This window comes from Neobacillus mesonae (assembly GCF_001636315.1).
Classification (GTDB): domain Bacteria; phylum Bacillota; class Bacilli; order Bacillales; family Cytobacillaceae; genus Neobacillus; species Neobacillus mesonae.
In genome coordinates this window covers 5,400,861-5,413,782 of record NZ_KV440949.1, presented here as the reverse complement: position 1 = coordinate 5,413,782, position 12,922 = coordinate 5,400,861, and the positions used below count along the sequence as shown (strand labels likewise).

Genomic DNA, 12,922 nt, shown 5'->3' with positions numbered 1-12,922 from the left:
TTAGTATGAACTTCTGATTAATCTCAAAATGAGATTGATTTTATATAAAACTAATATTGTTCAGATGGAATTTTTAACATAATATAAAAAACAAGAACATTACATCCCAAATAAACTCAAAATGTTATGAATTTAGATGTATTTCATGTTCCAAATAATCTGCAAGAAAGGGTGAAATCATGGAACCATTCCAACTTCCAGTAAAGCAAGGGCTATATGATCCCAAACATGAACATGATGCATGTGGGATTGGATTTGTGGCCAATTATAAAGGAGCAAAATCACACCATATTATTCAACAAGGTTTATCGATGCTTTGTCGCCTTGAACATAGAGGCGGCAATGGAAGTGATCCTAATACCGGCGATGGCGCCGGGGTGATGATCCAGATTCCACATGAATTTTTCCAGCGAGAATGTTCACTGTTGAACAAACAACAAGCAGGGAACTATGCTGTGGGTATGATATTCCTGCCGCAAGATCTTGAAAAACGAAACAAATGCGAACAAGTAATTCAGCGAATAATTGAAGAAGAAGGACAGTCACTATTAGGTTGGCGAACGGTTCCGACTGATGACAGCGAAATTGGCGAAACAGCAAAACAAAGCCAGCTCTTTATCCGACAGATTTTTATAAAAAAGTCTCCAGACATTAAAGAGACACTTGAATTTGAACGAAAGTTATTTAGAATTCGGAAACGAACAGAAAAAATCATTCGTGAACATCAACAAATTAGAACCTTTTATATCGTAAGTTTATCCACAAAAACCATTGTATACAAAGGGATGTTAACAGCAAAACAATTAGGTGAGTATTATCTCGATCTCCAGGACGAAATGCTGCAATCTGCTTTTGCCATGGTTCACTCCCGATACAGTACCAATACCTTTCCAAGCTGGGAAAGAGCCCATCCAAATCGCTATTTAATTCATAATGGCGAAATCAATACGCTGCAGGGCAACGTGAACTGGATGTCAGCACGCGAAAAAGTGATTGAATTTTCGGACTTAGGAGCAAATGCAGAAGAGCTTTTACCGATTATCGATAAGGATGGAAGTGATTCCACTTCTTTCGATAACGTACTTGAATTTCTATACTTGACCGGCAGGCCGTTAGCGCATGCGGCGATGATGATGGTTCCACCTGCATGGGAACATGACGAGACGATGGATGATGCTGTAAAAGCTTTCTATGAATATCACAGTCATGTCATGGAGCCGTGGGATGGTCCAGCAGCATTGGGCTTCAGTGATGGGAAACAGATTGGCGCCATGCTTGATCGCAACGGTCTTCGCCCAGCACGGTATTATGTCACTGATGATGATACGATTATTCTTTCATCAGAAGCGGGTGTTTTGGATATAGAGCCTGAAAAGGTTATTGAAAAAGGGCGGTTAAGTCCCGGATCCATACTGCTGGTTGATTTACAGGCAGGGCGCATTATAAAAGATGAAGAAGTAAAACAGCAAATGGCCAGTGTTCATCCATATCGCAAATGGTTGACCGAACAAAGTTTTTCCATCAAAGATTTACCAGATGTCACAACTACGGAATTCACTGATGAAATTCAAGTTTTACAATTCCAGCAGGCATTTGGTTTTACAACAGAAGAAGTCATGAAACAAATTACACCAATGGCCGTGGAAGGCAAAGATCCAATTGGTTCCATGGGGAGCGATACACCATTAGCCGTGCTCTCGAATCGGCCGCAGCTATTATTCAATTACTTCAAACAATTATTTGCACAGGTTACGAATCCACCTATTGATGCGATCCGAGAACCTTTTGTTACGTCAACCTTCACCTACCTTGGGGCAGAAGGGAATTTCATTCACCCTGTTGCAGAAAGCAGTCGCCGCATCAGACTGGAAACGCCGATTTTAACAAATCTAGAACTAGCAAAAATTCGCAATCTTGATATGACATTTTTTCAGTCAAAAACATTTTCAATTGTATTTCCGGCAGAAAAAGGAAAACTTGAAAACGCGATGCGGGAATTGTTTCAATCAGTTGATGTAGCTATCACAAATGGTATTTCGATCATTATTTTATCCGATCAGCAGATGAACATGGAATTTGCGGCAATTCCAGTATTACTTGCCGTAAGCGGCCTTCATCATCATCTTGTTCGAAACGGTACGAGAACACAGGTCAGTATTATTGTAGAAACAGGGGAAGCAAGGGATGTGCACCAAATTTGTACCCTTCTTGGCTATGGTGCGGATGCGATTAATCCATATCTTGCTTTTGCAACCATTGGAGAGCTTGTAAAGGACGGCCAGATCACAGACATGACGGCTCCTGAGGCCATTCAAACCTATATTCAAGCTATAACCGGCGGGGTCGTGAAGGTTCTCTCAAAAATGGGAATCTCCACTATTCAAAGTTATCGCGGAGCACAAATATTCGAAGCAGTCGGCATCCATTCTACTGTTATTGATCAATATTTCACAGGGACAAAATCACAATTAGAGGGAATCCGCATAGAAACAATTGCCGAAGAAACACTGCTGCGTCATCAAAAAGCGTTTCAAACGGAAGTACCTCTTGAGGCAGGAAGTGATTTTCAATGGCGTAAAGGCGGCGAAGTGCATGCTTTTCAACCGCAGACCATCCATTTGTTGAAGCAGGCCAGCCGGAAGAATGATTATCAGATGTATAAGAAATATGCGGAAAAAGCAAATCAAGAACAGCTCATTTTTATTCGCAATCTATTCGAATTTAAAGGAAGTACACCAATTCCGCTTGAGGAAGTCGAATCAGTCGAATCGATTTGCCGTCGATTTAAAACAGGGGCGATGTCGTACGGCTCTTTAAGCCAGGAAGCGCATGAAACCTTAGCAATCGCGATGAACCGCATCGGAGGGAAAAGTAATAGCGGGGAAGGCGGGGAGCATCCTGATCGCTATATCCCTGATGAAAATGGTGATTTGCGCCGCAGTGCCATCAAGCAGGTAGCCTCCGGACGTTTCGGTGTTTCCAGTCATTATTTAATAAATGCCGATGAAATTCAAATCAAAATGGCCCAAGGTGCTAAACCTGGTGAAGGCGGACAAATCCCAGGCAGTAAGGTTTATCCATGGATTGCTGAAGTACGGGGGTCAACTCCAGGTGTAAGTTTAATTTCACCGCCGCCGCATCATGACATCTATTCTATTGAGGATTTAGCCCAGCTTATTTATGATTTGAAAAATGCCAATCCAAAGGCGAGAATAAGCGTCAAACTTGTAGCTAAATCAGGTGTTGGCACAATTGCAGCTGGTGTAGCAAAAGGTCTGGCAGATGTGATTTTAATTAGCGGTGCGGATGGCGGTACGGGCGCAGCACCAAGAACAAGTATTAAGCATTCCGGATTGCCATGGGAGCTAGGCTTAGCGGAAGCGCATCAAACGTTACTGTTGAATGGACTCCGTGACCGGGTAGTTTTGGAAGCCGATGGAAAATTGATGACCGGTCGTGATGTCGTCATCGCTGCGCTGTTAGGGGCTGAAGAATTCGGCTTTGCAACTGCCGCTCTCGTTGTCCTAGGTTGTGTACTCGTCCGTGCCTGTCACCTAAACACCTGTCCTGTCGGTATTGCCACACAAGATCCGGAACTTCGTAAAAAGTTCCTTGGGGAACCAGAGCATGTTGTGAACTTTATGCGATTTATTGCTCAGGATGTTCGTGAATTAATGGCTGAGCTTGGCTTTAGGACCATTAATGAAATGGTTGGGAGATCAGATTTGTTAAACCAAAGTCAGCAAACCAGCAGCCATTGGAAAGCAAAGGACCTGGATTTATCGCCGCTTCTTTATCAACCAGAGCAGGCAATAAAAGGTCAAATGTTTAATCAGCGTTCCCAAAATCATCGACTTGAAAAAACGCTTGATTGCCGGAAACTAATAGAGGTTTGCCAGCCGGCTCTTAAAAACAACCAGCAGGTAAAAGCTAGTTTTACGATTCAAAATATTCACCGGACTGTCGGAACGATATTGGGCAGCGAGGTCACGAAACGATATGGCCGGGAAGGTCTACCGGAAGATACCATTCAACTGGATTTCACAGGGACTGCAGGTCAAAGCTTTGGTTCTTTTCTTCCAAAAGGAATCACACTAATGTTGAACGGTGATGCCAATGATTATGTTGGTAAGGGGTTATCAGGCGGAAAAATCGTAGTAAGTCCATCTGAAAAATCAACTTTTGGCTTTATAGAAAATAGTTCAATCGGTAACGTAGCTTTTTATGGAGCCACTTCAGGCGAAGCTTACATCAGAGGGCAGGCCGGAGAACGGTTTTGTGTAAGAAATAGCGGTATTGATGCAGTTGTAGAAGGAATTGGCGATCATGGCTGTGAATACATGACAGGTGGTCGTGTCGTTATACTTGGCTCAGTCGGCAAAAACTTTGCTGCCGGAATGTCTGGTGGAACGGCTTATGTTTTTACCGATGACGAAAAAACCTTGAAAACACATTGTAATCAAGAATTTATCGATTTTGAGATTGTAGATGATTCCCATGAAAGAAACGAAGTAAAACAACTGCTAATGAAACACTTCCAACATACAGGGAGCTTAAAAGCATGGAAAATACTTCGGCAATGGGATCAAACGATCAGTAACTGCGTGAAGATCATTCCAAAAGAATACAAACGAATCATGGAGGCTTTCGGATCCATTCATTAATGAAAAAAGTATTTCGCCGATAAAACGATAAATTCGCCGTTATATCACTTTGATTCGCCGAAAAGTTATGTAAAATCGCCGATAAATGATTAAAATTCGCCGATAAAATAAGGGAGGATTCACCAATGACAACTTCTTATACGAAAGAACAAATTTTAGAGATGACAAGAGAACAAAATGTGCGATTTATTCGCTTACAATTTACCGATTTATTTGGCACGATTAAAAACGTGGAAATTCCCATCAGCCAGCTGCCAAAGGCGTTGGACAATAAAATGATGTTTGACGGGTCCTCCATCGAGGGCTTTGTCCGCATCGAAGAATCGGATATGTATTTATACCCTAACCTTGACACCTTCGTGATTTTTCCATGGACAGCTGAAAAAGGCAAAGTAGCACGTTTTATTTGTGATATTTACCATCCGGATGGAACTCCGTTTGAAGGCGATCCGCGCAGCAACTTAAAGCGTCTGTTAAAAGAGATGAATGAATTAGGCTTTTCCGAATTTAATGTAGGGCCGGAGCCTGAATTCTTCTTATTTAAATTAAATGATAAAAATGAACCGACGATGGACTTAAATGATCATGGCGGCTACTTTGACTTGGCACCAACCGATCTTGGTGAGAATTGCCGTCGCGATATCGTATTGGAGCTTGAAGAAATGGGCTTTGAAATTGAGGCTTCCCACCACGAAGTTGCGCCAGGTCAGCATGAAATTGATTTCAAATATCAAAGTGCCGTGAAATCTTGTGATGATATTCAAACATTTAAACTGATTGTTAAAACGATTGCCAGAAAGCACGGACTTCATGCCACCTTTATGCCTAAGCCGTTGTTTGGCATCAATGGTTCGGGAATGCACTGCAACCTGTCACTATTTAAAAATGGGGAAAATGCGTTTTTCGAGAAAAATGGAGACCTTGAGCTTAGTGAAACAGCTAGGCACTTTATTGCTGGGATTTTGGAACATGCTCCTAATTTTACAGCGATCACGAATCCGACGGTGAATTCTTATAAACGGTTAGTACCGGGATATGAGGCTCCATGTTATGTAGCATGGTCCGCTAGAAACAGAAGTCCGTTAATTCGCATCCCTGCTTCACGCGGCCTAAGCACTCGGGTGGAGGTTCGAAGCGTTGACCCATCCGCTAATCCTTATTTGGCCATGGCTGTTCTACTTGCTGCAGGACTCGATGGCATTAAAAAGAAGCTAACACCTCCTGCTCCAGTAGACCTGAATATTTATGAGATGACTAAAGAACAACGGTTGGAAAATGGAATCATGGATTTGCCGGCAAACTTAACAAATGCTCTAGAAAATCTTAAGGGAGATGAAGTGATTACCAAAGCTTTAGGTCCTCATTTATTTCAGCACTTTTTAGAAGCTAAAGAAATTGAATGGGATATTTTCAGAACAGTTGTACATCCGTGGGAACGTGAGCAATATATGAAACAATTTTAAGATGGCAGTTTTGAAAAAATTTTTTCATAGAAAGAGTGATGAATCATGTGTGGAATAACAGGATGGGTTGATTGGCATCAAGACTTAACGAAGCAGGTATTCATCGTTGAAAAAATGGCGGAAACATTAAACAAGCGCGGCCCTGACGCTTCGAACGTTTGGAGCTCTCCGCAAGCACTACTCGGTCATAAACGGCTTATTGTTGTCGATCCTTCTGGCGGAGCACAGCCGATGACCAAGGCGGGGAACGGGCGTACCTATACCATGGTCTATAACGGAGAGTTGTATAATACAGAAGAAATTAGGCAGGAATTACTGAAAGCTGGACACCAGTTTAGATCTCATTCTGATACGGAAGTGTTATTGACGGCCTATATAGAATGGGGTGAGCAATGTGTCGAACATTTAAATGGGATTTTCGCTTTTGCGATTTGGGAACATCAAGCGAAAAAGCTATTTATGGCACGGGATCGCCTTGGTGTAAAACCGCTTTTTTATAAAGAAGAGAATGGAAGTTTACTATTCGCTTCTGAATTGAAGGCCATACTGGCAAATCCATCGGTTAAACCTGAGATTGATCGGGAAGGGCTGCAGGAGGTTTTTGGACTCGGCCCCTCCCGAACTCCGGGATGCGGCGTTTTTCGGGGTATCCAGGAACTAAGACCTGCACATGTTCTAACCTATGATCAAAATGGTTTAAAGATAAGACGGTATTGGAATGTGAAAAGCAACCAGCATGCTCATTCATTAGATGAAACCGTTGAACAGGTAAGGATTCTGTTAAAGGATGCGGTAGAACGGCAATTGGTGGCCGATGTTCCTGTTTGTACATTTTTATCGGGCGGAATTGATTCCAGCGCCATTAGTGCTTTTGCGAGCACTTATTTTAAAAAAGAAAGCCGGGGAACGCTTCATACGTACTCGATTGATTATGATCGAAATCATGAATTTTTCCAAGCAAATTCCTTTCAGCCTGATCAAGATACACCTTGGATTCACAAAATGCAGCAGTATTTAGGGTCAATTCATCATTCAGAAATTATTGATAATCGGGAGCTCGCAAAGCAGTTAACAGATGCGGTTATCGTTCGGGATTTACCTGGAATGGCTGACGTGGATTCTTCACTATTGTGGTTTTGCGAACGGATTAAGCAAGATTATACCGTTGCTTTGTCTGGTGAATGTGCGGATGAAATTTTTGGAGGCTATCCGTGGTTTTATCGGGAAGAATTGTTGCTCGAAGGTGGATTTCCTTGGATGAAATCGCTGGATGAGCGGCAGTCGCTGCTGCATCCGCATTGGCAAAAGAAACTTCATCTAAAGGAATATGTGAACGATCGGTATCGCGAGACGGTACTGGAGGTTCCAAAGCTTGATGGAGAAAGTCCATTAGAAGCACGGCGCCGGGAAATGTTTTACGTGAATATGGTCTGGTTTATGAATACATTGCTAGAAAGAAAGGATCGTATGAGTATGGGTGCCAGCTTGGAAGTCCGTGTCCCATTTGCAGATCATCGTCTCGTAGAATATGTTTGGAACATTCCGTGGGAGATGAAAATGCTAAATGGGCGGGAGAAAGGCATTTTGCGAAAAGCTCTTGAAGGTGATCTCCCTCATGATGTTCTTTACCGAAAAAAGAGTCCTTACCCAAAAACGCATCACCCAGAATATATGAAACTCGTAAAGAATCAGCTTTCAACTATCCTTAGCGACAAAACCTCTCCATTACTCGAATTAGTTTCTAAGCAAAAGATGAAAGAAATCATCGACTCTGATGGCGCCTCCTTTAAAACTCCTTGGTTCGGGCAGCTGATGACCGGCCCGCAGCTAATGGCATATTTCATTCAAATTAATACTTGGCTGGACCATTATCAAATTAATATTCTCGATTACTAAAGGAGCGTGTAAGATGACTGAGCTATATTTGTTAAATAGTGTATGGATTATAGTGGGAGCGATTTTGGTGGTTCTGATGCAAGCCGGGTTTATTCTGCTCGAAGCTGGCTCTACCCGGATGAAAAATGCCGGGCACATTGCTGGAAAAACTATTTTCACTTTAGGAATTGCTTCTATCGTGTTTTGGGCAATAGGTTTTGGATTTATCTTTGGTGAAAATGGCAATTTCTTAGTTGGCCTTTCTCACTTTTTTTACTCAGGTTATGAGATAGCAGGGCAAGAATATTCATCAGCGGCATTCTTCGTCTTTCAAATGGCGTTTGCCGGGATCTCGCTGACCATAGCGTTTGGCGGTTTTGCGGAACGAGCTAAACTATCCGTGTATATCCTGTTTGCCCTTTTGTTTTCCTGCATCGTCTATCCAGTAGTTGCCTATTGGATTTGGGGCGGCGGGTGGCTGGCTGAACACGGCAAGCAAGATTTTGCCGGTTCTACTGTCGTCCACTTAACAGGGGCAGCGGCAGCATTGGCCGCAACGATTCTTTTAAAACCAAGACTAGGAAAATATAACAAGGATGGCTCTGCAAATAATTTGTATGGACATAACCAAGTATTCACCGCCCTAGGTGTCTTGTTATTATGGGTTGGTTGGTTTGGTTTTAATGCTGGGAGTACGTTAGGTGTGGAAAAAGGCTTTTTTGGATTCGTTGCCCTAAATACTCACCTGGCCGCAGCAGCCGGGGCCATAAGTGCCTTGTTTATTTCTTGGGTCGTAATGGGAAAACCAGATGTTCCTACGATGTTAAACGGTGCATTAGCAGGTCTTGTTGGAATCACGGCGTCCTGTGCATTTGTTGAAACATGGGCCGCTGTAATCATTGGATTAATCGCTGGTATACTGGTGTTTTATAGCGTCAGACTCTTTGATAAATGGAAAATTGATGATCCAATTTATGCTCTTTCTGTACACGGATTGGCTGGTGTTTGGGGGACGGTATCTACTGGGTTGTTTGCGACCCCTGAATTAGCAACAGTTGGGCATCCAGGTTTATTTTACGGCGGCGGACTTACGCAGCTCGGAGTTCAAGCTATAGGGGTGACGGTATCTGCCCTTTATGCCTTCATTGTTTCCTTTGCCATATTAGGTTTGTTAAAAATTGTTTTGAAAGGATTAAGAGTTACAGCTGAAGAAGAACAAATGGGGTTAGATTTAAGCGAGCATGGAAGTTATGGATATCCTGAAGTATTCATGCCGGAATCCAATCGAATGCCTCAAACAAAATCATCAACCGAAAGTATAAGTGTATAAATTGCAAGGGGGCGGTTCTAGTGTTTCCATGATGAAACCGAAGAACCGCCCCCTTATATCATTTTTCTGCTATAATAATAATTATATTTTTTTCCGAGGTGAGGATTTTGAGTAATAACAACAACATAGATGAGGCAGTTTCGAAACAATTACTTAATTCGTTAGGGAAAATGAAAGAAATGTCTCGGAAAATGGAAGAGAAACAGGAATTGAAGAGGTGGAGCGAGATTTCTGTTCCTTTAACAATGAAGGATGCGCTTAAAAGGCTTACAAAAGATGAATTAAGCGATATTAGAAAACGTTTAGAGATCAGCGGCGCAAGCCAATTGAAAAAAGCGGATCTAATCGAATTACTATGTAAAGAGATTCCGCTTTCGCTTAAGAGTACTATCGGGAATTTGGATCTAGAACGCTATAAGCTGATCCAAAAAATAATTCGCAAAGGCGGATTCATTGAAAACCCATCATTAAAACCGCATCAGATTAATTATTTTCGTGATACTGGTATCGTTTTTTCCGGAACGTTTAATGGAAAAAAGGTTGCAGTCATACCCGAAGAGGTTATTGAAAGTTCATTTTTCGAAGAGAATGAGGAGCAAATCACGACTATTTGCCGGCGGAATACGGAATGGATCAAGCTTACGCAAGGATTTCTCTATTATTACGGAACTTTGAATCTTAGTGAAATTAGCGATTTGCTAGAAAAATATACGAATGAAACGGTTAGACTCGCAGATTATCTGCGTGTGATAGAGGATGCTAGTTCCTATTATAAACAATTTAAAATGGACCAATCCGGCTTTTCCTATTTCAGTGTCATGGATCCAAAAATAGTAAAACAGGAACATCAAATCCGCAAAGATATCCCGTATTTCCCGTTCTCAAAAGAAGATTTGCTAAAAGCTGGTGAACCAGAATTTAACGATCGTAATGAAAGCTACCTTCAATTTGTTCACTTTCTAACCCAAAACTATCAAATTAGTAAAAAAGAGGCGGATGGGATCGTAGAAGAATGTATATGCGCAACTCAAATTGGGGAAGAACCGAATCAAATTCTTCAGTTTCTGCAAACCCGGCTTGAATTCCCAGATTTAGATACAGTGCAGGCCTGCATGGAAAAAGTCGTTAATCTTATGAATAACACGAGGCAATGGTTCCTTAAAGGCTTTACACCTGAGGAGTTATTAGCACAGGAGAGGAAGTCCTTACTGCCGCTTCCAGATCAAGAAAGCAAAGTCTATGATTTAGCAGCAAAAAAGAAAATTGGCAGAAATGATCCATGTCCGTGCGGCAGTGGGAAGAAGTATAAGAAGTGCTGTGGCAAATAATAGAATAAATCGTTCGACAATTACAAAACATACGTTCTATTTTTATGAATAATGTGGTAAAATAAAGAAGCAATAGAATTGGATTTCTCAAGGGTGGTCGGCCCGCTCCCAATTAGAAAGGGGGTGATGCCGCTTGACAGTTTTTGAAGCTTTGATGCTAGCACTATCATTTGCCAGCTTAGTCATGGCGATTCTGTCATTTCATAACCATAAAAAATAATCCACCCTTGAGTTAGCGCTCTGGTGGATTATTCTGCCCTTAGCCGACCCCTTAGAGGGAACCGCCTATTGCTGGACCGGACATGCTTCCAGCCATGTTCGGTCTTTTTTTAATGTATGAATATCTTACTTCCATTATAACTTATGTTCTTGAAAAAGACTATTTTTTTGAAAAATTTCGTTGCCATTTCTCATTCCAAAGACCTATAACAATGGTTCACCCCTCCTTTTGATTCCCTTCATCATTCCTAATTGGTAAAATAAGAAAAAAGAACGATTATAGGAGAGGAAAGAGCTTATGCCGTTAGAAATTGTTCGTCATGATCTTACCAAGATGAAAGTAGACGCAATAGTGAATGCTGCCAATAACGCTTTGAAAATGGGCGGCGGTGTTTGCGGTGCGATTTTTCAAGCAGCAGGAGCCCGCCAGCTGCAAGAGGCATGTGATCAAATTGGGGAATGTAATACGGGTGAAGCTGTTATAACGGATGGATTTGATTTGGATGCTAAATATATCATCCATACTCCTGGACCGATTTGGCAAGGAGGTTCCCATCAAGAAGCGGCAATGCTTAAGTCTTCTTATTGGAATTCATTGGAACTGGCGAAAAACCATCAATGTGAATCGATTGCATTCCCATTCATTTCAACTGGTATTTATAGCTACCCAAAAGAGGAAGCTTTACAAATTGCTGTATCCACTATTAGTTCATTTTTAATGAAGCATGATATGCAGGTTTATCTTGTTGTTTTTGACAAGAAAGCTTTCGGAATCAGCCAGAAGTTATTTACGTCAATTCATCAATATATTGATGAGCATTATGTTAATGAAGTAGAAACGTTCTTTCAACGTAATAGAATCGAGGAAATACGGGATGTTGAAATTCTTCAGCAAGATGTTTATCATGAAGCGGAATATTCATTAGTTGACCTTTTAGACCAGCTCGATGAATCGTTTTCCGAAAGACTCCTTCGGTTTATCGATGTAAAAGGAATAACTGATGTTGAGACATACAAAAGAGCTAATATTGACAGGCGGTTATTCTCTAAAATCCGGAATGGGGTAGATTATACTCCGAAGAAAATGACTGTCGTCGCTTTTGCGATTGCTTTGCAGCTAAATGTAGACGAAACTCTTGACCTCTTGACTGCTGCCGGGTATACGTTGTCACGCAGCAGTAAATTTGATGTCATCATTGAATTCTTTATACAACAAGGCCAATACGATATTCATGAAATCAATCAAGTTCTATTTGCATTTGACCAGCCGCTCCTTGGGGCGTAAAATGTCGCTTTTAAAGCGACCATTTCCTTTCAATTAATTGATATCCTTTGTTTATTAACGAAGCAGAGGATGATTATAATGAAAACGGAAATAGTGTTTATTTTAGATAAAAGCGGCTCGATGGCAGGACTTGAGGTAGATACGATTGGCGGCTATAATGCCATGCTCGAAAAGCAGAAGAAGGCGGAAGGAGAGGCCATCGTGACGACCGTACTATTCGATCACGGGTACGAATTATTGCACGACCGCATTAACGTAAGAGGAATTTCGCCTATTACCAAAAAGGACTATCAAGTTGGCGGAACAACGGCATTATTAGATGCGATTGGGTTTACGATTCAAAAAATAGTGAATGTACAAAAGAAGACGAGTGAGAGTGAACAGGCCGAAAAGGTATTGTTCGTGATTACAACCGATGGAATGGAAAATGCCAGCCGGGAATTCACAACGGACAAAATCAAAAAAATGGTCCAGTATCAAAAAGAGAAGTTTGGGTGGGAATTCTTATTCCTTGGCGCGAATATTGATGCTATCTCTACCGCTGCCCAATTTGGAATTGGAGAGGATTTCGCCGTTGAGTACCATGCCGATGAAATTGGAACTCAGCTGAATTATGAGGCGGTTAGCTAAGCCGTAACCAATATTCGAGGCGGCAATAAGCTAGATTCAAGTTGGAAAAAAGGTATTGAGCGCGACTTTAATCGACGGTTGAGATATTAATTAGTTAATATCAAGCGTTTGGAACCCTGCTAAAGGGT

Annotated in this window: 8 protein-coding genes; all 8 read left to right on the top strand. The window is 41.7% G+C overall.

Annotated elements, in window-relative coordinates:
• Positions 1-179 precede the first annotated feature (179 nt).
• The 8 genes from gltB to A6749_RS25475 all read left to right on the top strand — a co-directional run bounded on the left by gltB (position 180) and on the right by A6749_RS25475 (position 12,794).
• On the top strand, positions 180-4,664 hold the full coding sequence (gene gltB / locus A6749_RS25505; protein WP_066399230.1) for a glutamate synthase large subunit: 4,485 nt from the start codon (positions 180-182) through the stop codon (positions 4,662-4,664).
• Between the two features lie 125 nt (positions 4,665-4,789).
• Positions 4,790-6,127: a type I glutamate--ammonia ligase gene (gene glnA, locus A6749_RS25500; protein WP_066399228.1), complete on the top strand. Its 1,338-nt coding sequence runs from the start codon at positions 4,790-4,792 to the stop codon at positions 6,125-6,127.
• 45 nt (positions 6,128-6,172) lie between these two features.
• A complete protein-coding gene (gene asnB / locus A6749_RS25495) occupies positions 6,173-8,023 on the top strand; it encodes an asparagine synthase (glutamine-hydrolyzing) (protein ID WP_066399227.1) in 1,851 nt (616 codons plus the stop codon).
• A gap of 13 nt (positions 8,024-8,036) precedes the next feature.
• Complete coding sequence (locus A6749_RS25490; RefSeq protein WP_066399225.1) at positions 8,037-9,332, top strand: ammonium transporter; 1,296 nt, start codon at positions 8,037-8,039, stop codon at positions 9,330-9,332.
• A gap of 107 nt (positions 9,333-9,439) precedes the next feature.
• The gene (locus tag A6749_RS25485) at positions 9,440-10,660 is read left to right on the top strand and encodes an SEC-C metal-binding domain-containing protein (RefSeq protein WP_084797982.1); all 1,221 of its coding nucleotides are present in this window, start codon (positions 9,440-9,442) and stop codon (positions 10,658-10,660) included.
• 133 nt (positions 10,661-10,793) lie between these two features.
• Positions 10,794-10,880 (top strand): putative holin-like toxin, encoded by an 87-nt coding sequence (locus tag A6749_RS29430; RefSeq protein WP_223282685.1) that lies wholly within the window; start codon positions 10,794-10,796, stop codon positions 10,878-10,880.
• Between the two features lie 297 nt (positions 10,881-11,177).
• Positions 11,178-12,164 carry a macro domain-containing protein gene (locus tag A6749_RS25480; protein ID WP_066399223.1) on the top strand — a complete coding sequence of 329 codons (987 nt, stop codon included), beginning with the start codon at positions 11,178-11,180 and terminating at the stop codon, positions 12,162-12,164.
• A 78-nt stretch (positions 12,165-12,242) separates the two neighbouring features.
• Entirely contained in the window at positions 12,243-12,794 is a 552-nt protein-coding gene (locus A6749_RS25475; RefSeq protein WP_236719733.1) for a vWA domain-containing protein, read from the top strand.
• Positions 12,795-12,922: the final 128 nt, after the last annotated feature.

Excerpts from the sequence above, each read along its gene's own strand:
- A6749_RS25490 (WP_066399225.1), top strand. The coding sequence starts at position 8,037 with ATGACTGAGCTATATTTGTTAAATAGTGTATGGATTATAGTGGGAGCG.
- A6749_RS25480 (WP_066399223.1), top strand. The coding sequence starts at position 11,178 with ATGCCGTTAGAAATTGTTCGTCATGATCTTACCAAGATGAAAGTAGAC.
- glnA (WP_066399228.1), top strand. The coding sequence starts at position 4,790 with ATGACAACTTCTTATACGAAAGAACAAATTTTAGAGATGACAAGAGAA.
- gltB (WP_066399230.1), top strand. The coding sequence starts at position 180 with ATGGAACCATTCCAACTTCCAGTAAAGCAAGGGCTATATGATCCCAAA.
- A6749_RS25475 (WP_236719733.1), top strand. The coding sequence starts at position 12,243 with ATGAAAACGGAAATAGTGTTTATTTTAGATAAAAGCGGCTCGATGGCA.
- asnB (WP_066399227.1), top strand. The coding sequence starts at position 6,173 with ATGTGTGGAATAACAGGATGGGTTGATTGGCATCAAGACTTAACGAAG.